This window comes from Micromonospora lutea (assembly GCF_016863535.1).
GTDB lineage: Bacteria > Actinomycetota > Actinomycetes > Mycobacteriales > Micromonosporaceae > Micromonospora > Micromonospora lutea.
Map to the genome: position 1 here is coordinate 99,251 of NZ_BOPB01000014.1, position 23,193 is coordinate 122,443.

Consider the following 23,193-nt stretch of genomic DNA (forward strand, 5'->3'; position numbering starts at 1 on the left):
CCCGGTCGAGGCCGGGGACTCCGACGCGTGTGCTCAGGCGACGCCGGCTGGGCGGAACTGGACGCTGACCCGGGGGCCGACGGCGCGGGCGGTCTTGGGGACCGCGTGTTCCCAGGTGCGCTGGCAGGAGCCGCCCATCACCACCAGGTCACCGTGGCCCAGCGGAAAACGCAGGCTGGCCCCGCCACCGCGTGGCCGCAGCAGTAGCTGACGGGGTGAGCCGAAGGAGACGATGGCGACCATGGTGTCGGTGTGGGCGGAGCGGCCCTGGGTGTCGCCGTGCCAGGCGACGCTGTCCCGGCCGTCGCGGTAGAGGCACATGCCGGCGGTGACGAAGGGTTCGCCCAGTTCGTCGGCGTAGTGGCGGGTCAGCGCCGTGCGAGCGGCGGCCAGTATCGGATGCGGTAGCGGTCGGCCGGCGCCGTACCAACTGAGCAGTCGGGGCACGTCGACCTCGGCGTCGTACATGGTGCGGCGTTCGGCCTGCCACGGCACCTCGCGCAGCAGCACGTCGAGCACCTGGTCGGAGCCGTGCACCCAGCCGGGCAGGTGGTCGACCCAGGCGCCCCGGCTCAGCATGTGCCGGCGCGGCTGCCCGACCAGCGGGCCGAGCGTGGGCGCCGCGTCGGTGACCTCCAGCATCGACGGCTGATACGTGAGCTGCGACATGGCCCCAGGCTAACAGGGTGTTAGCACACCTGTTCTATCGCCTCGCCGGCAACACCGACCGGGCCGCGCGGGGCCTGTCACTGCACCGGGGTGCGCTCCGCGGCGACGTGTCGTAGCGCCGCCAGCACCGCGTCGACCACCCCGCTCCCGTCCACGCCCGTCCACCGCGGCCCAGGCACGGGCGGAGAGCGCCGCCCGGCGTGCCCCGCCACCCGGGTGGACGGACCTGAAACCTGACGTGACAGGCGACGGTTCAGTAATCGAACAGCCGGCCCGGATCAGATCAATGGTGCAGCACGCGGCTCACCGGTTGAGGATGCGGCGTACCGGTGCGGGCACGGCCTTCTTGATCCTGGTCCGGAACCGGTCGGGGCGCTGCTGGAGCTGCTCGCGGAGTTCGACCTCCCGGTCGTAGAGCCACTGGATCCGTTGCAGCAGCACCTCCGGCGCGGTCGCCAGCGTCGGCCGCACGGCCGGCGGGAACGTCGTCGCGCGGACCTGGGCGTCGAACGCCGCCGGGCTGTCCCCGTCGGCGAAGGCATTGGCCAGGTTGTGCTTGGCGAGGAAGCCAATCATGGTCTCGAACCGGGCCTTGTGCCCGTTGATCATGCCGGAGTAGTCGGCCTCGTCATACAACTGGGCGGCGTCGATGTCCTTCGGCACGTCCCGCATGACCCGGTGCGGGATGTCGAAGTACCGGGCCAGTTCCAGGGTGCGGGAGTCGTGGGCGAAGAGAAAGCCGGGGGTGCCGGCCAGCAACGAGACGATGGTGCCGTGGATGCGGGTACCGAAGTTGAAGTCGAAGCCGGTGAGGTAGTCGATCCACGTCCACGGATCGACGAACATCCGCACCTTGTCCTCGGTGAACAGCGGATGCGAGGTGTGCAGCGGGATCGGACTGGTCTTGCCCCGCTCCTCCGGTGCGTCGCCGTAGAGCAGCGTGCCCAGGGTCTTGAGGTCCTGGGGGAGGTAGCGCAGGTTGGGGTAACGCTGCTGGTGCGACTGGATGATCTTCGCCATCGACTTCACGTACGGCGAGACGGTCAACGCGATCCGGTCGTCCGTCCCGAGCGAGGGCTTGCGCTTCTCCACCGGCAGGGTGTCGCCGTGCAGGAACATCGACGGGCAACCGATCTCGTCGACGGCGGAGAACCCGAGCGTACGCAGGTAGCTCGCGGTGATTTCGCCGCGTACCCCGATGCTGTGCGAGCGGTCGAGTACGGCGCGGCAGAAGCGGGTGACCGCCTCGTCGATCGGCCGCAGGTATTCCCGGTCGCCGTCGACGTTGGTCTGCACCCCGACGCCGAGCACCACCACGGGGATCTTCAACCGCTCGATGAGATTGGTCATCGCGTCGACCCGGTGTGCGTAGCTGCGTCGGAACGCGTTGGCCAGTGGTACGACGAAGACGTCGTACTGCTCGTTGATCCGGTCTGCGGCGCGCGGGTTGACCACGAACCGGTTGGAGGTGATCTCGACGCCCCGTGCGCCCAGCAGCTTGTGCGCGGCGTGACTGAACACGAGGTTGCCGACGTTGTCACCGATCAGGTTGCGCTCGAACGTCTCCTCCGGGGAGTTGACCTCGAAGGGCTCCTTGCGGGCTCGCATCAGGATCCGCTGGTGCATCGCTGGCTCTGCCTCTCATCGGTACGTCAGCCCACGCCCGCCAGCCGGCCAGGTACCGGGGTGGGGATCCCGCACGGGTCTGGGAATAGTAGGCCACGAGGCCGACGGCTGACACATGGTGGTGGTTCCGAGAGATCTGACCTGGTTCAGGGTGAAGTGCCGTGAAGACCCCTTCCGGGCGGCCGTTCGGGTGTGACACCCATCGCGTTCCAGGTGGAAACGGGCCAATCGATAAAGTGCCCGGATGACCAGCACCACCACCGCCACCGCCGTCGAGCGGCCTACCCCTGGGGCCGGCCGGGGGCAGGCCAGTCTCCTGCCGTCGCTGACCGGCCTGCGGTGGGTCGCCGCGATGCTGGTCTTCGGTTTCCACGCCGGCACCATGCGCATCGTCGCCGACCCCGGCCCGCAGGCGGTGGTGGGCGAGATCTTCACTCTGGGCCTGTCCGGGGTGCAGTTCTTCTTCATCCTCAGCGGCTTCGTGCTGGTCTGGTCCGCGCGTCCCGGTGCCTCCCGACGCCGGTTCTGGCGACGCCGGTTCGCCAAGATCTACCCCAACCACGTGGTGCTGTGGGCGCTGGCCATGCTGGCGATGCTCTGGTTCGCCGACCCGATCAATCCGGTGGCCGCGCTGGAGAACCTCTTCCTGGTGCAGGCCTGGGATCCCCGGCCCGGCCACTTCTACAGCATCAACAACGTCAGTTGGTCGCTCTCCTGCGAGATGTTCTTCTACCTGTGTCTGCCGCTGGTGCTGCCGGCGGTGCGGCGGGCCCGGCCGTGGATGCTGTGGGCCGTGGTGGTCGCGGTACCGCTGCTGATCCTGGCGCTCTGGCCCGGGCAGGTGCTGGTGCCGGAGCAGGATCGGTGGTGGTTCGCCCAGGTCTTCCCGCTGGTCCGCTCGCTGGAGTTCTGGATGGGTGTGGCCGCGGCCGAGCTCATGCTGCGCGGCCACTGGCGGGGGCCACGGCTGCCGCTGGCCAGCGTCATCTTCGTGGTGACCTGGGTGGCGGCCTCCCAGTGGATCCGGGCCGAGCTCTGGGCGGCGCTGTTGTCGGCGGCGTACGTCCTGGTGATCACCGCGGCGGCCGACGCGGACGTGCACGGGCGGCGCTCGCCGCTGCGTTCCCGCGCGATGGTCTGGCTCGGCGAGGTCTCGTTCGCCTTCTACCTGGTGCACGTCTTTGTGATCATGACGATCCTGCGGTTGACCGGTGACTGGGGGACAGGTCTGCCCGGTTGGTGGGGCCCGCTCGCAGTGATCGGGTTCTTGCTGCTCACGCTGGGGCTGGCCGCTCTGTTGCGCCGGTACGTGGAACAGCCGATGATGCGTCTCCTGGCCCCATCGAGACCGTCGAGACCGTCGAGACCGTCGCGATCGGAGGTGTCGGCCGGCGCGGCGCAGTCGGCCGAGCCGGGCGGCGTGACGCGTGCGGATGAATCCGGGAAAACTGCCGCCGGCGGGCTGCCCCGTCAACGGACCCCGGGTGGTGGCACGGATTCCGACGAGGTCGCGGAGCCGAACCGGTCCATCCAACCAGGACAGTGAACCAAGGGTGTCCTGACCTGCGGTTATCGGCATTTGTGGCGACGCGCCGGGCAGCACGACACGCCCGATGACTGGTGCGTCCCGGCGGTCGTGGCGGTAGCGTGACGATGTGCTTGCCGTCGCGCCCACCCGTCCCCTGTGGTGGTTGGCGCGCTGGGCCGCGCGGCTGCTGACCGGGCTCGTGGTCGCTGCCGCCTTCACCCTCGGCGCCTGGGCCCTGCCCGGCGAGGCGGGCCCGGCCGATCGGCTCGCCGCTGCGGCACCGACCTCGCTGGTCCAGGCTGCCTCGCCACCGGCAACCGCTGACTGGAAGCCGGCCGGTTCCTCCGACCTGGCCGCCCTCCTCGGCCAGGGCACCGGCCTCGACCTGGCCGCCTCCGTCGACGCGGCCGGCCCCGACCTGGTTGGTTCCGCGACGCCGACCGTGCGCGACGCCGGTGACCCCGCCGCCGACCCGGGCGGGGCGTCCGCAGCGCAGCCGGTCACCTCCGCCGCCCGGTCCGGGTTGGCGGCGCTGGGCAGCGTCGCCGCAGATGTCACTCCGGGGCCGTCCGCCGGGATCTCGGACGTCCGGGTCGCCCGCGCCCCACCGCACGCCTGACCCGGGCGACCTTCCGTCGCGTCCGCACGCTTGGCGCCGCATCCGCGCCGAGCACCCTGCCAACCCGCCGCCGCTCGCTGCGGCGTCGAGGCTCGCCATGACGATCCGCTGCCGGTACGACACCGGCGTCGTACCGATCTCCCCGAGGTGCCGACATGGAGAAGACCGTTCTGTACCAGTTCCTGATCGAGGTGCCGCGCGCCGCCGCCATCTGGTCGGTCCTGCTGGTGCTCGCCCTGGGCGTACTCACCGTGCTGGTCGCGCGCCCCGAGCCGACCGGGCCGGTGGAGAAACCCGCCGACCAGGATGCGGCCCGCGCCGCGAACGAGGAGGCCGACCTGCGCCGGTACGCCGGGGAGGTGGCGGTCGCAGCAGCCGGCGCGGCGCAGAACGCCGAGCGACGGCGGGCCGCGTGGCGGACCGCCCAGACGGATCTCGACCGGGTCTGGGCCGCGTACGACGAGGCGGAGTCCGCCGCCCGTCGGCTGGCCGGCGTCGCCGGACTACCGACCCCGCGCACTGGCCGCACCCCGGCCGAGTACGCGGCCCGGGAGCGCTGGCTGCGCCGTGCCGCGATGGCGGCGCACTGGCGTGGTGACCTGACCGCCCGGCAGCTCAGCGACGTGCTGGCGGGCCGGTCCGGCTGGGATCCCCGCCGCCATCCGGCCGAGCAGGAGGTGGTCCTCGCCCGGGTGGTACGCGACAACCGCCTGGCTGCCTACCGGTCGGCCGCCGCCCGGGAGCGTGACCTGTGGCGGGCCGCGGAATTGGCCACCGAGGCGGCCCGCGCCCTCTCTGCCGAGGCGTACGCGGCCGCCGAGCGCCTCCGACCGGACCGGCTGCCCGCTCCCGGCCGGGTTGCCGTCGGGCGACCCGGGCCGGTGGTGCGCTGGCGGCCGGCTCGACTGGGCTGAAATTCCGTGAGCTGGCTCACATCCGTCGAAAATTCGGTCACTCTTCGTAGTTGAGCCGATTGCCGCAGCAAACCCCGCCGGCATTGTGGACGACCGTCCGGTTGTGACCCGAAGGCGACGGGAATTCCGTCGGTCCCATTGAGCGACGCCAGTTCCCCGACACCCGAAAATTGCTTCACTGGATCATGTTTACGCAGGTCAGGTCGGGTTGGTTTTAAGTTGACCGGCCAGTAGTGTCAGCGCGTCCGGTGCGGTAACCGATCGCAAGAGGCGACGCCGTACCGACCCGCTCAATCGTGAACTCACGAACCGGGGACCCACTGCACCACTGGGGTGAATCCGCGAGCCTCGGCCCGCGGTAGGGCGTCTTCCCGCCCGAATCCGTCAGCTAACCCGGTCGGCGGTGATGGAAGGAGTTCCAACCCTCGTGCGGTTCGACATGATCCCCCCTTCTCCCCGCCTCCACGGCATCGCGGTGCCCGTGCTCGCCGGTCCTGCCGCTGCGAGCTGACCCCGGTCACCGCCACCGCCCGGGTTTCCGGGCGTACCCCTGAACGGTCTGTCCCGCTCACCCCGGGCGGTCGTCGGCGTCCTGACGCCGGCCTGGCCGCCAGAGCGGTGTGCCGTTCTCCCCTCAGTCCGTGGAGGAATCCGTGAAGCACACCCTCTCTCGCCGGCTCCGCCGGCTGACCACCGAACGTCCGTACCAGATCGTCGCCGGCTCCGCCGCCGCGCTCGTGCTGGCCACCGGCACCGGCGTCGCTCTCGCCGGCACCGGGAACACCCCGGCCCCCACGCAGACCACGACCGCCGCCGTGGAGCTGCTCGGTGAACCCACGGTGACGCCGAGCCAGGACCGGATCGAGGTAGCGCCGTCGACCGCCGCGCCGAGCAGCGCGGCACCGAGCAGTGCCGCACCGGCCCGCACCACCCCGTCGCCGTCGCCGTCACCGAAGCCCAGCTCGGCCGCCCCGGACCCGGACCAGACCGTCAAGAAGGCGGCACCGAAGCCACCGGCGTCGAAGATTCTCGCGTACGACCACCAGGCCCAGATCAACGGCTACTACTGCGGTCCCGCCGCGGTACGCAACGCGCTCAGCGCCGCCGGCCTGGCCCGCAGCCAGGACGCCCTGGCCAGCCAGCTCGGCACCACGTTCGCCGGCACCAACTCGGCCGAGGACACCACCCGCGTCCTCAACGCCGTCGTCAAGGGCGACCCGTACGAGACCACGATGATCCGTGGCGGTGCGGCCACCCCGGCTCAGATGGACCAGCTCCAGGCGGATGTCGTCACCGCCGTCAGCGACGGCCGAGGTGTCGTGGTGAACGTCGCCGGCAGCGCCACTGACACCAACGGACGCTGGCACTCCTTCCCCGGCGGACACTACGTCGCCGTGGTCGGCTACAAGGACTCCGGCCGAATGGTGAAGATCGCCGACTCGGCCGACGCCTCGTACCCCTCGTACTGGCTCAGCACCATCGACCTCGCCAACTGGGCCGCCACCCGCGGCTACTCGGCCTGATCACGCCGGTCCCACGGCGAACGGAAGCCCTCGGCCAGCAGGCCGAGGGCTTCCGTGTCGGGTACGTCAGGCGTGCGCTCTTCACCCCACTGCACAGCCTGGACGCGCCGCCCCACCACACCAGCGTCCCGCCCGCCGCCCGGCATGAGCAGACGAGACGCGAGATCTTGGACAGTTTCCGTTCGCACCGAACGGAAACTGTCCAAGATCTAGGAGAATCGGCCGGATGCGGAGGGATCGGTGAGGGCTGGGGCGATGGGTGGCGGTCTGGCGTGATGGTGGGAGCGGCCAAGCGTGGGCGGCGAGTGGGTATGGGTGGGTGTGGTGAGTGGGGTGGCGGGTCGGGTGGTGCGACGATCACCTGTGACATCGAGCGCGACGTCTGACACGTGTGCGAGGGGACATCATGGGGGACCGGGAACCGTACGCGGGGCTGGCCACGACGTTCGACACGGCCGCGGAGCTGTACGAGCAGGCCCGACCGGGCTATCCGGAGCGGTTGTTCGCCGACCTGGCCGCGACGACCGGCCTGACGAGCGGGCCGGCCAGCGTGCTGGAGATCGGCACCGGCACCGGCCAGGCCACCCGTGGCCTGCTGGCGCGCGGCTGGCAGGTGGTCAGCCTGGAGCCGGGACGGGAACTGGCCACTGTGGCGCGTCGCGTACTCGCCGGCCGTGGTGACGTCCGCGTCGTGGTGTCACCCTTCGAACGGTGGGAGCCGGGCGACCTGGCGCCGTTCGACGTCGTCTTCGCCGCGACGTCGTGGCACTGGCTGGATCCGGCTGTCGCCTACCGCCGGGCCGCCGAACTGCTGCGCCCCGGCGGGCACCTGGCGATCGTCGCCACCGAGCACGTCTCGCCACCCGACGGCGACGACTTCTTCCGGCAGGTCGAGCGGATCTACGACGAGGTCGGCCTGGGCGACGGGCAGGGCGGGCCGAAGCCGCCCGAGACGATCGCGGCCCCCGACGTGGTGGCGATGGCGGGCTGTGGGTTTTTCGCCCGCCCGACCGTGCACCGTTACGTCTGGAGCCGCGACTACACGACCGAGGAGTACCTGAACCTGCTCTCCACGTACTCCAATCACATCGCCGCCGCGCCCTGGCAGCGGCGGACGCTGTTCGACGGGATCCGGGAGATGATCGCCGCACGCCCGACCGCGACGGTACGCAAGCACTACCTGAACACCCTTCAGATCGCGGTACGCCTCGACTGACGGCTCTGAGCATCAGCCACCGATGGCATGCCCCGGCCGGCTACACCTTCGCCATCGTCAAGGCGGATCACCGCGGGATCGCCGTGCCCTGACGACCTCAGGTGGTCCGGGTCAGGGGTGCGTCGGCCGCGGCCCGTGGCGTCGGTGCGTTCCAGGCCGGATCCAGTTCCCGCCGGGCGGCGGCCAGGAACCCCTCGGCGTACGAGGCGGTGGGGAAGTCGCCCAGGTAGCGACGGCGGGTGGCCCAACGGGCCTCGGCGAGCGGATCGGTGTCGAGCAGCCGGGTCAGCACGTCGTCCAGGTTGGCCATGTCCCGACGCAGCACGTAGCCGGCGGCGGCCAGCGGGAACCGCTCGACGAAGCGGTCCCCGTCGGTGCCCATGTCGGTCACCGCGTAGGGCTTGCCCGAGTAGAGCCAGTCGGAGACCACGCCGGAAACGTCGGAGACCAACGCGTCGGCACGGTTGACCGAGTCGGTCAGGGTGAGCCGGCTCGCCGGGGCACCGTAGAGGTGCGCCCGGCCGGTGCGGGCGCGGTCGGCGGCGAGCAGGTCGTGCAGCCGAGCCAGTTGCCGCGCCGAGGCCGGGTTCTGCGCGGTGTAGGGGTGGGCTCGCAGGATGACCGTGGCGCCCCGGTCCAGCAGCCGCCGCAGCAGCGTCTCCGCCACCGGCAGCGAGCAGTAGTCGGCGTCGGCGTTGTGCCCGGTCCAGGTGGGGGTGTAGAGCACCGTCGGGTTGGCCAGGCCCAGTGCCGGCCGCGGGCGTACCTCGATCGCCTCGACCTGGGGGCGGCCGACCACCACGAACTTCTCGGCGGGGATGTGGATCCCGGCCCGGGCGTACCGCTCGATGGCCGCGTCACCGGCGACGAAGATCCGGTCGAAGATCGCCGAGACGGGGTTGGCGCTGGGCGCCTTGTCGCTGTCGCCGTGATGCAACTGCACGTGGGTGAGCTGCGTGAACCTGATGCAGTGACTGTTCTTCGCACCGTGGTTGACGTAGAACGCCACCCGCAGGCTCGGCACCAGCACCTCGTCCATGCTCCGCGTGGTGGCGCAGTAGACCACCGGAGCGGAGGTGGCCGCCGCGACGGGGGCCAGGAACCCTGGCTCCCGCACCATCACCACGAAGGGTCGACCGATCCGTTCCAGGTACGGCAGCCACATGGTGACCTGGTACTCGGAGCCGGGCGGGGCGGAGAAGTGCAGGACGAACTCGGGCTGGAGTCGGCGCAGTGCCCGGGCCACGGCCGATCCGGTGGGGGAGGGCCGGAACCGCCGCCGGGCCAGGTCGAGGGCGGCCGTTCCGCCGGCCACGCCGACCACCAGCGTCGCCGCCAGGGCCAGTGCCGCCGGCAGGCCCGCCAGGGCGGCCAGCGCCAGCAGAGCGAGCAGTACGGCCACAGCGTCGCCGAGAAGCGTCGTGACCTGCGGCACCCAGGTGCGTACCGGCAGGTTGGCGGCGCGGATCTCCAAGTCTCCGGCCTGGCGTAGCGGGCCGGTGACCAGGACCAGGCCCAGCAGCACCAGGGCGGTGAGGGCCAGGGCCGGGTCGAAGCCGGTGTCGAGTTGCCGGGCGTAGCCGATCAGCACCCCGGCCGCGATGAGGGTGGTCTCCGCGATGTTGTCGGCGCCCGGTCGCACCCGGCGTTCCCAGACGGTGGCGGCAAGCGCGGCCACGGCCAGGCAGAGCCCCCAGGTGGTCGCGCCGGTAAGGGCGACCACCAGGAACGCCAGGACCGCGCCCCCGGTGGTCAGGCCCCGGGCGGTCAACTTGTGGACCAGCTCACCACGCATCTCGGTGTCGCTTTCGCGGGTCGTGTCGGTGGGACGTCTCAGCCGACCGGAGCGGCGCTGGCAGATCGGTCGGTCTGGGTGGGTACGGCGACGGCGACCGGTGCCTCACCCGGTGGCCGCCGGACGTCGATCACCTGGCCGGTGAGGTCCGAGATCAGCACGTCCAGCGACGACTGGGCGACAGTCTCGGCGGCGAGCAGCGTGTGCTCGGGTTCCGCGCCGAAGGCTTTCGTCCGCATCGGGGTGGCGGTCCGCTCCGGGTTGATGATGTTGACGCGTACGCCGGACTCCGCCCACTCGTCCGCGAGCGCCTGGGTGAGATTGACCAGGGCGGCCTTGGTGGCCGAGTAGAGCGCGTAGTCGGCCCGCCCGCGGGTGTACGAGCTGGAGGTGTAGAGCAGTAGCTGGCCCTTGGTCTGCTGCAGGTAGGGCAGGGCCTGCCGGGCGACGGTGACCGGCCCGACGAAGTTGACCTGCAACACCCGGTCGATGGTTTCCTGGTCCATCTCGGCCAGCGCGCCCTTCTCCAGGATCCCGGCGGTGACCACGACGTGGTCGATGCGGCCGGTGGCCTCGAAGGCGGTCCGCAACGCGGCCTCGACGTCCTCCGGGCGTTCCACGTGGGTGCCGGTGCTGGAGCGGCTGAACGGGAAGACCTGGGCGCCGTAGCTGCGGGCCAGTTCCGTCAGGTCGTGACCGATGCCGTAGCTTCCGCCGAAGACGACGATCGTGCGGCCGGAGACCTCCTCGCTGTAGGCGCGGTGGTCGGTCAGCCGGGGCACCTTGGCGGCGGCCAACTGGAACAGCTTGTCGGCCAGGTGCACGTCGACCGGGTGGGTGACCTTGATGTTCTCGTCCGAGCCGTCGATCACCTTGATCGGGGTTTCGGGGAGGTAGCGCAGCACCACCCCACAGTCGTCGGTGGCGGCGAAGTTGGGGTCACCCTCGGCCCGGCGGTACGCCTCGCGGATGGTGCCGGAGCGGAACGCCTGCGGGGTCTGACCCCGGCGCAGCGTGGCCCGCACGGGGATGTCGGTGATGCAGTCGTTCTCGTCGACCTGCACGATCGTGTCGGCCGAGGGGATGGCCACGTCGACGGCGGCGTAGGTCCACAGGGCGTTCACGCACTCGCGGACGATACGACCGCTGAGCAGCGGGCGCACCGCGTCGTGGAAGAGGATGTTGCAGTCGCCCTCGCCGACCGCGTCCAGGGCGACGCGGGTGGTGGCGTTGCGGGTGTCACCACCCTCGATCACCTTGGTGACCTTGCGGAAGCCGGCCTTGTCCACGATCTTCTGCGCTTCGGCGACGTGCCCGGTCGCCATCAGCACGATGATCTCGTCGATCTCGGGCGCGGCCTCGAAGACGGCCAGCGTGTGCTCGATGATCGGCTTGCCGGCGATCTTGAGCAGCTGCTTGGGAATGCCCAGGCCCAGCCGGGTGCCGGTGCCACCGGCCAGCACCACCGCCACCGTCCGTGAGGGTCGCCACGGCGCTCGCTCCGCCGGCGTAGTGCCCGGATCGGTGGTCTGGTCCTGCGTCATTGCGGGTCCTCGCTCTCGGGGGTGCATGACTGTGGTGAGTACGTGAAGGGAAGGTTCCGCCGACACGGCGACGGAGTGAACGATACTGCGCGGGCCGCGCCGCCCCAACGGGACAACGCGGCCCGGGACGCCGCACGTTCGCCCAACTCTACTTGCCGTTCGTAAATGCCTCGTAAGCCGCCAATACCTCGGCAGTCGGCCCGTCCATCCGGATTTCACCGGACTCCAGCCAGATGGTCCGTTCGCAGGTGTCGCGTACGGAGGAGAGCTGGTGGCTGACCAGGAACACCGTGCCGGCACTCTCCCGCAACTCCCGCACCCGCTGCTCACTGCGCTTGCGGAACGCCTTGTCCCCGGTGGCGAGGGCCTCGTCGATCAGCAGCACGTCGTGCTGCTTCGCCGCGGCGATGGAGAAGCGCAGTCGGGCCGACATGCCGGAGGAGTAGGTGCGCATCGGCAGCGAGGCGAAGTCACCCCGCTGGTTGATGCCGGAGAATTCGATGATCTCCGGGAGCTTGCGGCGTACCTCGGCCGGTGACATGCCCATGGCCAGACAGCCGAGCGTGACGTTGCGCTCACCCGGTAGGTCGTTGAGCAGGGCGGCGTTCACCCCCAGCAGCGAGGGCTGCCCCTGGGTGTAGACCGCGCCCCGCTCCACCGGCAGCAGCCCGGCGATGGCCCGCAGCAGGGTCGACTTACCGGAGCCGTTGGTGCCGATCAGTCCGATGGCCTCGCCCCGGTACGCGGTGAAGGTGACCCCACGGACCGCGTTCACCACCCGCACGTTCGGCGCGGAGGTGCGGGTGACCATCCGCTTGAAGGCGGCCACCGGGCTGCTGTTGCCGGCGGCGCCCTTGTGCACCCGGTAGACGACGTGTGCGTCGTCGACCACCACGGTGGGGATCCGCTCCTGGATCCGGGGGAGGGTCACCGTCACATCATTGGACATTTCCAGGTCAACCACGGCCGTACTCCTGTTCGCCGCGCCAGAAGTAAAGGTAGCCGCCCACCCCTGCGAGGGCCGCCCAGCCGAGCGCGATCAGCCAGGTCAGCGGCAGCGAGTCGTTGAGCAGGTGAGTGTCCTCCAGCAGCGACATGCGGGCCAGCTCGATGTAGATCAGCATCGGGTTGTACTGCACCACAGCGGTCGCCCAGCTCGGCAGGTTCTCGGCGAAGAGGTGGACGCTGTAGAGCACCCCGGAGCCGTACATCCAGGCCCGCAGCACGAAGGGCATGACCTGCTTGAGGTCGGTGGCCTTCGCACCCAGTCGGGCCACCGCCATGGTCAGCCCGGCGTTGAAGACCGTCTGGAGCAGCACCGCCGGCACCAGCATCAGCCACATCAGGGTGATCGGCTCACCGCTGACCACCACGATCGCCAGCAGCACCACGAGCGAGCCGACCAGTTGCTGGAACTGGGTGGCGGTGATGGCCAGCGGCAGGCAGGCCCGGGGGAAGTGCAGGGCGCGGATCAGCCCGAGGTTGCCGCTGATTGCCTGGGTGCCCTGCTGCACGCTGACCTGGGTGAAGTTGAAGATGAACAGCCCGGTGGTCAGGTAGGCGATGAAGTTGGGGATGCCGCGGCTCTGTTCGAGCACCAGGCCGAAGATCAGGTAGTAGACCGCCGCGTTGGTCAGCGGGGTGAGCACCTGCCACAGCTGCCCGAGCCGGGCGTTGCTGAACGACGCGGTCAGCTTGGCGTGGGCGTACGCGGAGATGAAGTGCCGGTAGCGCCACAGTTGGCCGCTGTAGCGGCCGATCGAGGGCCGCTCGCCGGCCACCCGCAGCCCGTGTCGGGCAGCCAGCTGGGCTGGGGTCAGGCCGGAGTCGGGGTCGGCCAGCAGGTTGGCCATGGGGATGGGCGCTCCGATCTGTCGTGCCGGCGTTATGTGTCGCGACGAGAGAATCTAGCGTGGCCAGTGCGGGAGCGCCGCCCCCGGTCGCTGGCTGGACAGTAGTCCGAATTACGTCGGGACGCAACCGTACCGTCGTTGCGCTACGCTGTTCCCCGTGACAGTCGAGAAGAGTCCCAGGTGACGGCCGAGAAGAGGCGCACACCAGCCGGGGCGGCGGTGCTCCGTGGTGAGATCACCACGGCCATCCGTCGTGCCCTCATGCAGGAACTCGCCGCGGTCGGTTACGGCCGGCTCTCCATCGAGGCGGTGGCCCGCCGGGCCGGGGTCAGCAAGACCGCGGTCTACCGTCGGTGGAACTCCAAGCTCGACCTCGTGCTGGAGGTGGTGGCCGCCGCCGCGGGCGGTCGGCTGCCCGCGCTGGACACCGGCAGCCTGCGTGGTGACCTGTCACTGCTGTTCCAGGTGGTGGCGCACGCGCTGGGCCACCCGTTGGCCTCGCAGATCATCCCCGATCTGCTGGCCGAGGCGGCCCGTAACCCGACCATCGACGAAACCCTCCAACGGGTGCTGCGGGCTCGGCAGCAGGAGGTCGCCGGCGAGTTGATCGCTCGGGCGGTGCGGCGCGGCGAACTTCCCGCCGACACCGACCCCGACGCGGCGGTCGACCTGATCGTCGGGCCGCTGTACTGGCGGATCGCGATCGCCCGCACCTCGATCTCCGACAGCTACCTGGAAACCCTGGTCGAGTCGGTGGCGCTGGCGCTCGGTGCCCAGGACACGGTGCCCCGACAGCGGTCAGTGCCGGGCCCTGGTTGAACACCGGTCGCCGTGGGTACGGCTGATCGGACCGGCCCCGGCCGGTCGCCGCACCGCGCGTCGGCTCGACTCGGCGACCCCGGGACGACTACTACTCTCGGTGTGGATCGTGCCGCAGGGCGCCGCCGCGCATGAGAAGTGCGTGGGCTCGACGGCTGTGCCGGAGTGAGAGTCGCCGCTGCGCAGTCCCGCCGTATCCAGCCCGTACGACGACAAGGACGCCCGTGTCGATGACCGACCAGACCGTCGCCGTCGCCGCCCCCGAGCCGGCGCCGGCCGACGAGCCGACCGTCCCCGCGCCCGCCCGCCCCAGCCGGGCACGAGCGGTGGCGGGCCGGGTCCGGACCGGCTTCGCCGCGATACCCGCCGTCCTGACCGACGGTGCGGTACTCGCGTTCGCGCTCTGGACGTTGCTCTACCACCTCGCGTTGCCGTTGGATCTCGCTCCGTCGCTGACGCTGCGGATCTGGCTGGTGACCGGCCCGGCACTGGCCCTGCTGGCCGTGGCGGCCCGACTCGCCCTGCGCTGGCGTCGACACCGTCGCGCCGCCCGGCCGAGCGTCCTCAGCTCTCCAGCGACCGACACCGTCGACGACACCGCGGCTGACGACGGCACGCCGGGCCGGGACATCGACGGCAGCGGCACCGCGGCTGACGACGGCAGACCGGACCGGGACACCGCCGGCACGGCGACCGACACCGCCGGCACGGCACCTGTCGACGCGGCGGCGGACCAGCCGGACGCCGACGTCGCGACGGCGCAGCGGGGCGATGCTCCGGCGAGCGGCGCCGATGCGGCCCGGACATCGGACGCCGCGCAGCGCGACCCGGACGCGTCGGCGGCAGCCGGCGACAGCGCACCGGCGGCCCGCGCCGGACGAATGTCGGTGGCGCAGCGCTGGCTGACCGCGCTGGTCCTGCTGATCGGCACCGGTGCGGCGATCACCGCAGGGGTGGCGGGCACCCCGGCCGGGGCCGGCCTGTCCTGGTGGCTGCCGGCCTCCGCCGGTGCGGTGGCGGCCGTGGGGGCGGTGCTGCTCACCTGGCGGATGTGGCGGGTCACCCCGCCGAGCACCCCGGCGGCACCGTCGCCGGGTGCCTGGCAGTCGGCGTACGCGCTGCTGATCGCCGGGGTGGCCGCGGTGGCCTCGCTCTACCTCGCCCGCAACACCCCCGACGACATCTACTACGTGGGACGGTCGGTGTGGGTGGCGGAACGGGACGTCGTACCGCTCAACGACTTCCTGTTCAGCGAGAATGTGCTGCCGCCGATGGCCTCGCAGCCCCCGGTCGCCAGCATCGAGGTGTTCGCTGGTGCGCTCGCCCGGTTCCTCTCCCTGCCGGCGGCCTCGGCGACCTGGTACGTGCTGTTGCCGATCATGGCCGTGCTCGCCGTGCTGGCGCTGTGGCGGTTGGTGCAGCGCTGGGCACCCCGGCGTCCGGTGCTCGCCTTCACCGTGGCCGTGGCGTTCCTCGCCCTGGTCTGTGGGCCGGACGCCGCCCTGGGCACCTTCCACCTGCCCCGGCTCTACCAGGGCAAGGGGATGTTCGTCTCCGCGGTCGTCCCGCTGATGTGGCTCTACCTGACCCGCTGGTTCGACGACCGCTCCCGGCGTGCCCTGGTGCTGATCGTCGCGCTGTCGATCACCGCGATCGGGCTGACCACCACCGCCGCGATCATCCTGCCACTGCTGGTCGGCGGGGCCGCCCTGATGATGCTGCTGGTGGGGCGGTGGAAGTCGGCGCTGGTGGCGGGCGTCGCCGCCCTCGCGTACCCGGTCGGGGTGGTCGCCGTCGCCCAGTTGCTCGTCGGATCCGCCAGCGAGGCCGCAGCGGATGTCAACGTCTGGGACGCCCAGCAGACCTACCGGCGCACGTTCGAGGTCGGCATCGTGGGCGTGATCGGTGGCCTGGCCCTGTGGTGCGGCCCGTTGCTGGCCCGCCGCCGCACCCCGGCCCTGCTCGCGGCCGGCGGTGCTTTCACGCTCAGTGTGCTGCTGCTGCCGGGGGTCCTGGAGTGGCTCGGTGCGGTCACCGGCATCTCGGTGGTGCTGTGGCGGGTGCCGTGGCTGCTCGCGCTGCCGGCGCTGATCGGCCTGCTGTGCACCGTCTGGTTGCCGACCCGGCTGCGCAGCGTGCGAGCGCTGGTCGGGGTGGTGCTCGCCGGGGCGATGGTGGCCTCGTTCGCCATCTACGCCACCCCGATGTGGTCCGAGCGCAGCTGGGTGCAGGTGCACACCGAGCCCGCCTGGAAGATCCCGGAGCAGCGGCTGGGCATCGCGCAGTGGATCACCAGTCTCGACCGTCCGGACGGACTGTTGCTCGCGCCGGCGACCACCATGCGCGCCATGCCGATGGTGACCACCCGGGTGCGGGTGGTCCTGCCCCGCGACTTCTATCTGGTGGAGTACGACCTGGAATCCCAGTTCGCCCAGGATCGGCTGCTGCTGACCCGGTTCGCCAACAGCGGCGCGGCCGAAGGGCGGCCGACCCGCGAGCAGGTGGCCGGGGCGTTGGAGCGGCTGGACGTGGGAACGATCTGTGTGTACAGCGGAAACCGCTTCGCTCGTCGGACAGCCCAACGGTTGGGTTACACCGAGTTCGCCGAGCGGCCCCCGCCCGTACCCGACCAGCCCGGTGCCGTCACCTGCCTGCGTCGCGACTGACCAGGGCGGAACGTCGGCACGGCCGGTTTCGCCCGGCCCGGGGCGCTCGTCCCGTCCCGGCGGCTGGTGGTTTGGGGGAAAGATGCCGGATACCCGAGCGTTGTCCCGGAGGCGATTCGCGTTAAGGTCGCAGCTACGCTGGCGGCCGTCGAGGCGTATCCAGCCGGTCATCGATCTCTTTAGGGAGCGTTCTCGTTGTTCGGCACGTTGACTGCACGCGTCGGGGTCGCCGCGCGTGGCGCCCTGCTGGTGGCGTCCTACCTGATCCTGCTGGCCGCCGCCGCGCTCGGCTGGGTCGGTCTCTTCGCGGTGGCCGGCCTGGCGGCGGTCCTGGGGGAGTTCGCCATCGAGCGGTGGTCGCCGGCCACCATGACCCTGCTCCAGAAGGTCGGCATCAACCGGGTCTACCGCCAACTGGGTCGGGACCTGTCGGTCGTGCTGCTGGTGGCCGCCGAGGTGCCGCTGATCGACAGCGAGTTGACGCTGCTGCTCCTGCTGCCGGCCGCCGTGTGGGTGATCGCGGTCTTCGCCGGCGCGTTCAACCGGATGATCGACCGGCGTAACCCCATCTCGGCCCTGGTGCGCAACATCGACCTGGGGCCGCTGTCCGCGGCGCCCCGCCCGCCGCAGTGGGCCACCCGTTTCGTCGGCGACCGGTTGCCCTGGGTCAACGTGCTGCTGATTCCGGGTGCGGTCGTCACGGCCGTGGCCGGCGAGGTGGCGCCGATCTACCTGGCCGGGGCGGTGGCCGTCGGGCTGGCCGCGCTGATCGGCGGTACGGTCGCGGTGACCTGGCTGCGCGGACGGGGCGCGGGGCAGAGCCCGCAGCTGCCCGCCGTGCAACGGTGGCTCGATCGCGACCGCCCGGAGGTGGCGCTCTACTTTGCCGGTCCGGCCAAGGACGTCTACCAGGCCAACATGTGGCTGGCGCCGATCGAGGCGCTCGGTCGGCCTGCGGTGGTGCTGATGCGCAGCAAAGAGGCGTTCACCGAACTGGCCGACACCCGGCTGCCGGTGGTCTGCGTACCGGCCGCACCGGACTTCATGAACCTCGACAAGAGCAGCATCCGGACCACCCTGTACGCGGCGAACGTCGGCCCGAACATCCACATGCTGCGCGAGCCCGGCATGAAGCACGTCTTCGTCGGCCACGGCGACAGCGACAAGGCGGCCAGCGTCAACCCGTACAGCAAGGTCTACGACGAGGTGTGGGTCGCCGGGCTGGCCGGTCGGGAGCGGTACGCCCGCGCCGGGGTGGGCGTGCTCGACGCCGACATCGTGGAGATCGGCCGCCCGCAACTGGCCGGCGTGCACACCTTCGGCTCGGAGTCGGTCAAGCGGCCCTTCACCGTGCTCTACGCGCCGACCTGGGAGGGCTGGCTCGACGACGACCCGTACCACACCTCGCTGGTGCTGATGGGTGACCGGATCATCGCCGGGCTGCTGGCCGTCCAGCCGGCGGTGCGCGTGGTCTACAAGCCGCACCCGTTGACCGGCACCCGCTCGAAGCAGGCCAAGGCGGTGCACGAGCGGATCGTGGCGAGGATCCGTGCGGCCGGCGGCGACGTCGACGCGAGCAGCCTGGACGGACCGGGGCACCGGGTCGTCACCGGGCGGGTGCCCGCGCTGTTCGACTGCTTCAACCAGACCGACCTGCTGGTCAGCGACGTGTCCAGCGTGGTGTCCGACTTCGTGCAGAGCCAGCGGCCGTACGTGGTGGCCAACCCCGCCGGGCTGCCCGAGGACGAGTTCCGTCGTTCCTTCCCGACCTCGCGGGCGGCGTACCTGCTGGCCGCCGACTGCGGGGAACTGGAGAAGATCGTGGCGGTGACCCGGGCCGGCGACGACCCGATGACCGAAGCCCGCCGGGAGCTGAAGACCTACCTGCTCGGCCCGGCCGACGCCAACCCGATGGACCGGTTCGCCGAGGAGATCGGCCGGCTCTGCCGCTGACCGACGCGGCACGCGCCCGGGACGACAGCCTCGTCCCGGGCGCTCGCCGTCGAAACGGTTTTGTCTCGGTACCGGACCCGGTCCGCCGCTCCGGCGGGCATGCTCGAAGGGCAGGCCGCCGGCGAGGGGATGGGCATGGAGAGCTACCACGAGGACTGGACCGACAGCCAGCGCGCGCTCTACGACGAGTGCTATCGCGCCGGTGCGGACTGGGCCGACGACCCGGACACGCCGTCCGAGGACGTGCAACACGTGATCAACCTGGCGGAGGCCGACGACGACACCCTCGCCGATGCCGAGATCGACTTCGCGCCGCTGATCGACGCGGTCACCGAGGCCACCGGTGAGGTCGTCACCACCGTGCCGGCCAGCCACGACGACCCCGGGTTCAAGGGGTTCGTGGACGGGGTGCGGGACGGCACCGCCGAGGAGACCTTCGGGCTCTGAGGTCCCGAACCACCGCCCCCCGGGCCTGTCCCTCCGTCCGGTCGTCTGCCACCATCTGGTCAACGCACTGGTGCGGGTTTGCAGACCGAACGGGGGAGGCCGGGTGCGCATCCTGCTGGTCGAGGACGACCGACGGGTGGCCGGCGCGCTGTTGTCGGCCCTGACCCGACGCGGATACGAGGTGGAGCACGCCGCCACCGTCGCCGCCGCGCTCTCCGCCGCCCCCTGTGACCTGGTCCTGCTCGACCTCACGCTGCCCGACGGAGACGGCACCGACCTGTGCCGACAGTTGCGGCGGCGCAGCAGTCAGCTCGGCATCATCGCCGTGACCGCCCGTGGCGAGGAGCGCGACCGGGTGCTCGGCCTGCGACTCGGCGCGGACGACTACGTGGTGAAGCCCTTCTCGATGGTGGAACTCCAGGCCCGCATCGAGGCGGTGCTGCGCCGGGCCTCGCACGCCGCGCCGGAGCGCAACCTGATCGAGGTCGGCCCGGTGTACATCGACGTGGCGGCCCGTACCGTCGCCGTGGCCGGTCGGCCGGTGTCGCTGACCCGCAAGGAGTTCGACGTCCTGCTTTCCCTGGCCCGGCAACCCGGCGTCGCGGTGCCCCGTGACCGGATCCTGCTCGACGCCTGGGGCACCACGTTCACCGATCGCCACACGGTCGAGGTGCACGTCGGTTCGCTGCGCGGCAAACTCGGCGACCCGCGCCTGGTGGAGACCGTCCGCGGCGTCGGATACCGGCTCCGGGACGAGTGAGGAGCCCGGGTGCGACGGCGGCTGGTGATCAGCTATCTGCTGCTGATGGTGCTGGTGGTGGTGGCGCTGGGCACGCCGTTGGCGGTGACCCTGACCACCCGGGAGACCGACCGGGTACGGGCGGACCGGCTCGCTGACGCCACCCGCTTCGCGTCGCTGGCCGGGCCGGCGTTGCGCGACGGCACACCCGGCCCACTCGACCACGAGCTGGGCAGCTACGACGAGCTGTACGGCATCGGCGCGGCGGTGGTGGACCGGGATCGGCGGGAGGTGGTGACCTCGGCGAGCTGGCAGGCGGCCCCGGGCACCCGAGAGGCGCTGGACGTCGCGCTGTCCGGGCAGCAGACCAGCGGACCGGACTCGGTCTGGCCGTGGGTGGACCGGCCGATCGTGGTGGCGGTGCCGATCAACGACGGCGGTGAGGTCCTCGGTGCGGTGGTCACCGCCACCCCCACCGACGGGGTCCGGCGGACCGTCGCCACCTGGTGGACGCTGGTCGCCGCCCTGGGTCTGCTCGCCGTGCTGGCCTGTGTGCTCACCGCGTTCGGACTGGCCGGGTGGGTGCTGCGCCCGGTCACCGAGCTGGACGCGGTCACCCACGAGATCGCCGAGGGCGACCGTGGCGCCCGCGTGCAACACCGGCTGGGGCCGCCGGAGCTGCGTCGCCTGGCGAAGAGCTTCAACCACATGGCGGATGTGGTCTCCGACGTGATGGACCGGCAGCGCGCGTTCGTCGCGCACGCCAGCCACCAGCTCCGCAACCCGTTGACCGCGCTGCGGCTCCGGGTGGAGGAACTGGGGCCGAGCGTCAGCGACGAGCAGGGGCGGGCCGAGCACCAGCTGGCGTTGGAGGAGACCGACCGGCTCGCGCTGCTCCTCGACGCGTTGCTCACCCTCGCCCGCGCGGAACGCCACGAGAACCAGCGGGTCACCGTCGACGCGACAGCCGCGGCCGTGTCCCGGGTGGCGGCCTGGGACCCCCTGGCCCGCCACCGGTCGGTCACGCTACGTCTGGCCGCCGATCCGGGGCCGGTGTACGCCCGTACCGTGCCGACCGCCATCGACCAGGCGTTGGATGCGCTGATCGACAATGCGGTGAAGTTCAGCGGCGCGGGCGGCGAGGTGACGGTGACCGTCGCGGCCCGCGACGGCGGGACGACCCTGGAGGTACGCGACACCGGCCCGGGGATGACCAGCAGCCAGCTCGGCCGGGCCACCGAACGGTTCTGGCGGGCGCCGGAGGTGCAGAACGTCGACGGGGCCGGACTGGGCCTGACCATCGCCGCGGTGCTTGTCGACGCCTCCGACGGCCGGCTCGCCATGCAGCCGAACTCGCCTCGTGGCCTGGTCGCCACCCTGTGGTTCCCGCAGCCGACCGAGACCTCCGCGCAGCGGTCCGACTGACCAGCCGTCAGGGCTTGCTGGCGCGGTAGTAGTCGACGGCGCCCGGGTGCAGGGGCAGCGGGGAGGTGGCGATGGCCGAGCGGGGGCTCATCCGACCGGCCGCCGGGTGCGCGGCGGCCAGTTCGGAGCGGCGCTCCATCAGCAGCCGGGTCACCTGACGGACCAGCGACTCCGGCAGGCTGGCCCGCACCACCAGGTAGTTCGGGTTGGCCACGGTGGTGACCGGGTCGACGCCGTACACCGAGCGGGGGATGTCCCGTGGCACGTACACCTCGGGGTTGCCGCGGCGCAGCGGCGTGGCCCACTCGCCGAGGTCGACGATGCGGGCGGGGGTGTCCTGGGCGAACTGGGCGACCGCGCGTACCGGCAGCCCACCCGAGAAGAAGAAGGCGTCGATCCGCCCGTCGCGCAGCGCGGCCACCGAATCGTCCAGGCCGAGCTGCTCCTGGCGAACCTGTGCGTCACCCAGGCCGGCCACGTGGAGCAGCCGGTCCACCGTGATTTTCGTCCCGGAGCCGGGTGCGCCGACCGAGACCCGCCGCCCGCGCAGGTCGTTCAGGCTCCGCACCGGGCTGTTCGCGGTGGTGACCAGGTGCAGCAGGTCGTCGTAGACCCGGGCGACCGCGACCACCGGCGGATCCGGACCCGGGTCGAGCCGCAGCACATCGGCCTGGGTGAAGCCGAGTTCGGCCTGCCCGGCGTTGAGCAGTTGCACGTTCTCCGCGGAGGCCGCGGTGACCAGCACCTCCGCCCGCACCTCGGGCAGCTCGCGGTTGAGGATGGCCGCCAGCGACGCGCCGAAGGCGTAGTAGACAGCGGTGGGGCTGCCGGTGGCGATGCGGATGACCACCGGCTCGTCCGGATCGTCCCGACAGCCGCCGAGGCCGGGCAGGGCCAGCAGCACGGTCAGCGCCAACGCCACGCGGGCGCCGCGCCATCGCGCTCGGGCGAGATACCGGGTACGGCTCACGGGCAGCACTGTGCGCCGCCGGACCCCTTGGGCGCAACCCCAGGGTGTGGCGGAGCGCGGTGCGGCCATGGTCGGCCGCCGGTCAGGCCACCGGGTGCGGCACCGCCTCCTCCGCCGCGTACCGCAGGATCCGGTCCCGGTGCGGGCCGTGGGCCACGCTGACCAGGAAGCAGCCGGCGTTCGGACGCAGCAGCGCCGGAACGTCGAGCAGCGCGGCACCGCGCACCAGCACCGCGCCGAGTTCCCGGTCGGTGATCCGCACGCCGAGGATGTGCCGCCGGACGTGGCGACCACCGGCCAGCAGCGCGGCCCGCCAGGCGGCGGCGGCCAGCCGGGTGCGCCACAGCCGCCGCGCTGTCGAGGCACCCGGCACCGGTCCGCCGAGCAGTTCCCGCCGGCCGCGCCGCCAGCCGTTCTCCACGATCGCCGCGTACGTCGACCGGTGCTCCAGCCCGACGTGCAGCCGGTGCAGCTCGTACCGGCGGCGCAGCCCACCGACGGTCACCTCGTGCTGGACCGGGATGTCGAGGCGATCGAGCAGTTGCCGGGTCCGCCGCGCCGCCTCCTCCCGGTTGAACTCGATCGTCGACGGCCGGACGGGCTGCTGCCCGACCGGCCGATGCCCGTGGGCGGCCGGCGGCGGCATGCAGCGCAGCAGACAGGCCGTCTCGAACGCGTCGGCCAGGGTCGTCCAGTCCAGCGGCGGTGGCGACGGCGGCCGGAGCGACGGCGCGGTGCGGGACGCCGGCGGGGCCGGTGATGGACGGGACCGGTCGAGCAGGATCGGTTCGGCAGTCACCGGAGGGCCTCCTCGTCGCGTCGGGTCCCCTTTACGGTGACCGCCGACACCGATCGGTGGTACCGATCCGGCCCAGCCTTGAGGAAAT

Annotated in this window: 19 protein-coding genes and 1 riboswitch; of the genes, 11 read left to right on the forward strand and 8 right to left on the reverse strand. The window is 71.6% G+C overall.

Annotated elements, in window-relative coordinates; translation table 11 throughout:
• Positions 1 to 33: 33 nt before the first annotated feature.
• Positions 34 to 669, reverse strand: coding sequence for an alpha-ketoglutarate-dependent dioxygenase AlkB (locus Vlu01_RS15575; protein WP_203999631.1), 636 nt, complete (start codon positions 667 to 669; stop codon positions 34 to 36).
• 303 nt (positions 670 to 972) lie between these two features.
• The gene (locus Vlu01_RS15580) at positions 973 to 2,295 is read right to left on the reverse strand and encodes a polysaccharide pyruvyl transferase family protein (protein WP_203999633.1); all 1,323 of its coding nucleotides are present in this window, start codon (positions 2,293 to 2,295) and stop codon (positions 973 to 975) included.
• A gap of 244 nt (positions 2,296 to 2,539) precedes the next feature.
• On the opposite strand from Vlu01_RS15580, the gene Vlu01_RS15585 reads away from it, so the two are divergent.
• The 5 genes from Vlu01_RS15585 to Vlu01_RS15605 all read left to right on the forward strand — a co-directional run bounded on the left by Vlu01_RS15585 (position 2,540) and on the right by Vlu01_RS15605 (position 8,095).
• Positions 2,540 to 3,841: an acyltransferase family protein gene (locus tag Vlu01_RS15585; protein ID WP_203999635.1), complete on the forward strand. Its 1,302-nt coding sequence runs from the start codon at positions 2,540 to 2,542 to the stop codon at positions 3,839 to 3,841.
• Positions 3,842 to 3,950: 109 nt separating this feature from the next.
• Positions 3,951 to 4,442 carry a hypothetical protein gene (locus Vlu01_RS15590; RefSeq protein ID WP_203999638.1) on the forward strand — a complete coding sequence of 164 codons (492 nt, stop codon included), beginning with the start codon at positions 3,951 to 3,953 and terminating at the stop codon, positions 4,440 to 4,442.
• A gap of 155 nt (positions 4,443 to 4,597) precedes the next feature.
• Positions 4,598 to 5,356 carry a hypothetical protein gene (locus tag Vlu01_RS15595; RefSeq protein WP_203999641.1) on the forward strand — a complete coding sequence of 253 codons (759 nt, stop codon included), beginning with the start codon at positions 4,598 to 4,600 and terminating at the stop codon, positions 5,354 to 5,356.
• Between the two features lie 277 nt (positions 5,357 to 5,633).
• Positions 5,634 to 5,774, forward strand: a riboswitch (cyclic di-AMP (ydaO/yuaA leader).
• A 223-nt stretch (positions 5,775 to 5,997) separates the two neighbouring features.
• A complete protein-coding gene (locus Vlu01_RS15600) occupies positions 5,998 to 6,879 on the forward strand; it encodes a C39 family peptidase (protein ID WP_203999644.1) in 882 nt (293 codons plus the stop codon).
• A gap of 406 nt (positions 6,880 to 7,285) precedes the next feature.
• Positions 7,286 to 8,095, forward strand: a complete 810-nt coding sequence (locus Vlu01_RS15605) for a class I SAM-dependent methyltransferase (protein WP_203999646.1) — start codon at positions 7,286 to 7,288, stop codon at positions 8,093 to 8,095.
• A gap of 97 nt (positions 8,096 to 8,192) precedes the next feature.
• Here Vlu01_RS15605 and Vlu01_RS15610 read toward each other — a convergent pair whose 3' ends face one another.
• From Vlu01_RS15610 to Vlu01_RS15625, 4 genes are all read right to left on the reverse strand, one after another.
• Positions 8,193 to 9,890, reverse strand: a complete 1,698-nt coding sequence (locus tag Vlu01_RS15610; protein WP_203999649.1) for a CDP-glycerol glycerophosphotransferase family protein — start codon at positions 9,888 to 9,890, stop codon at positions 8,193 to 8,195.
• A gap of 38 nt (positions 9,891 to 9,928) precedes the next feature.
• Entirely contained in the window at positions 9,929 to 11,434 is a 1,506-nt protein-coding gene (locus Vlu01_RS15615) for a bifunctional cytidylyltransferase/SDR family oxidoreductase (RefSeq protein ID WP_203999652.1), read from the reverse strand.
• Positions 11,435 to 11,582: 148 nt separating this feature from the next.
• On the reverse strand, positions 11,583 to 12,383 hold the full coding sequence (locus Vlu01_RS15620) for an ABC transporter ATP-binding protein (RefSeq protein WP_204000040.1): 801 nt from the start codon (positions 12,381 to 12,383) through the stop codon (positions 11,583 to 11,585).
• Between the two features lie 7 nt (positions 12,384 to 12,390).
• Positions 12,391 to 13,287, reverse strand: a complete 897-nt coding sequence (locus Vlu01_RS15625) for an ABC transporter permease (RefSeq protein ID WP_203999655.1) — start codon at positions 13,285 to 13,287, stop codon at positions 12,391 to 12,393.
• A gap of 219 nt (positions 13,288 to 13,506) precedes the next feature.
• Here Vlu01_RS15625 and Vlu01_RS15630 point away from each other — a divergent pair, with 219 nt between their 5' ends.
• The 6 genes from Vlu01_RS15630 to Vlu01_RS15655 all read left to right on the forward strand — a co-directional run bounded on the left by Vlu01_RS15630 (position 13,507) and on the right by Vlu01_RS15655 (position 21,336).
• Entirely contained in the window at positions 13,507 to 14,106 is a 600-nt protein-coding gene (locus Vlu01_RS15630) for a TetR/AcrR family transcriptional regulator (protein ID WP_204000043.1), read from the forward strand.
• Positions 14,107 to 14,336: 230 nt separating this feature from the next.
• Entirely contained in the window at positions 14,337 to 16,772 is a 2,436-nt protein-coding gene (locus tag Vlu01_RS15635) for a DUF6077 domain-containing protein (RefSeq protein WP_203999657.1), read from the forward strand.
• Positions 16,773 to 16,967: 195 nt separating this feature from the next.
• Entirely contained in the window at positions 16,968 to 18,725 is a 1,758-nt protein-coding gene (locus tag Vlu01_RS15640) for a CDP-glycerol glycerophosphotransferase family protein (protein WP_203999659.1), read from the forward strand.
• A 99-nt stretch (positions 18,726 to 18,824) separates the two neighbouring features.
• The gene (locus tag Vlu01_RS15645; protein WP_239095919.1) at positions 18,825 to 19,172 is read left to right on the forward strand and encodes a hypothetical protein; all 348 of its coding nucleotides are present in this window, start codon (positions 18,825 to 18,827) and stop codon (positions 19,170 to 19,172) included.
• A 103-nt stretch (positions 19,173 to 19,275) separates the two neighbouring features.
• Positions 19,276 to 19,932, forward strand: coding sequence for a response regulator transcription factor (locus Vlu01_RS15650; protein ID WP_203999661.1), 657 nt, complete (start codon positions 19,276 to 19,278; stop codon positions 19,930 to 19,932).
• Positions 19,933 to 19,941: 9 nt separating this feature from the next.
• Entirely contained in the window at positions 19,942 to 21,336 is a 1,395-nt protein-coding gene (locus Vlu01_RS15655; RefSeq protein WP_203999663.1) for a sensor histidine kinase, read from the forward strand.
• Positions 21,337 to 21,343: 7 nt separating this feature from the next.
• Here Vlu01_RS15655 and Vlu01_RS15660 read toward each other — a convergent pair whose 3' ends face one another.
• Both Vlu01_RS15660 and Vlu01_RS15665 read right to left on the reverse strand, forming a co-directional pair.
• A complete protein-coding gene (locus Vlu01_RS15660) occupies positions 21,344 to 22,375 on the reverse strand; it encodes a TAXI family TRAP transporter solute-binding subunit (protein ID WP_203999665.1) in 1,032 nt (343 codons plus the stop codon).
• A 13-nt stretch (positions 22,376 to 22,388) separates the two neighbouring features.
• Positions 22,389 to 23,105 carry a hypothetical protein gene (locus Vlu01_RS15665; protein ID WP_373307399.1) on the reverse strand — a complete coding sequence of 239 codons (717 nt, stop codon included), beginning with the start codon at positions 23,103 to 23,105 and terminating at the stop codon, positions 22,389 to 22,391.
• Positions 23,106 to 23,193: the final 88 nt, after the last annotated feature.

Bases quoted from the DNA above. Each gene is read 5' to 3' on its own strand.
- Vlu01_RS15645 (WP_239095919.1), top strand. From the start codon at position 18,825: ATGCTCGAAGGGCAGGCCGCCGGCGAGGGGATGGGCATGGAGAGCTAC.
- Vlu01_RS15605 (WP_203999646.1), top strand. From the start codon at position 7,286: ATGGGGGACCGGGAACCGTACGCGGGGCTGGCCACGACGTTCGACACG.
- Vlu01_RS15620 (WP_204000040.1), bottom strand. From the start codon at position 12,383: ATGTCCAATGATGTGACGGTGACCCTCCCCCGGATCCAGGAGCGGATC.
- Vlu01_RS15625 (WP_203999655.1), bottom strand. From the start codon at position 13,287: ATGGCCAACCTGCTGGCCGACCCCGACTCCGGCCTGACCCCAGCCCAG.
- Vlu01_RS15575 (WP_203999631.1), bottom strand. From the start codon at position 669: ATGTCGCAGCTCACGTATCAGCCGTCGATGCTGGAGGTCACCGACGCG.
- Vlu01_RS15610 (WP_203999649.1), bottom strand. From the start codon at position 9,890: ATGCGTGGTGAGCTGGTCCACAAGTTGACCGCCCGGGGCCTGACCACC.
- Vlu01_RS15660 (WP_203999665.1), bottom strand. From the start codon at position 22,375: ATGGCCGCACCGCGCTCCGCCACACCCTGGGGTTGCGCCCAAGGGGTC.
- Vlu01_RS15585 (WP_203999635.1), top strand. From the start codon at position 2,540: ATGACCAGCACCACCACCGCCACCGCCGTCGAGCGGCCTACCCCTGGG.
- Vlu01_RS15595 (WP_203999641.1), top strand. From the start codon at position 4,598: ATGGAGAAGACCGTTCTGTACCAGTTCCTGATCGAGGTGCCGCGCGCC.
- Vlu01_RS15635 (WP_203999657.1), top strand. From the start codon at position 14,337: ATGACCGACCAGACCGTCGCCGTCGCCGCCCCCGAGCCGGCGCCGGCC.
- Vlu01_RS15615 (WP_203999652.1), bottom strand. From the start codon at position 11,434: ATGACGCAGGACCAGACCACCGATCCGGGCACTACGCCGGCGGAGCGA.
- Vlu01_RS15580 (WP_203999633.1), bottom strand. From the start codon at position 2,295: ATGCACCAGCGGATCCTGATGCGAGCCCGCAAGGAGCCCTTCGAGGTC.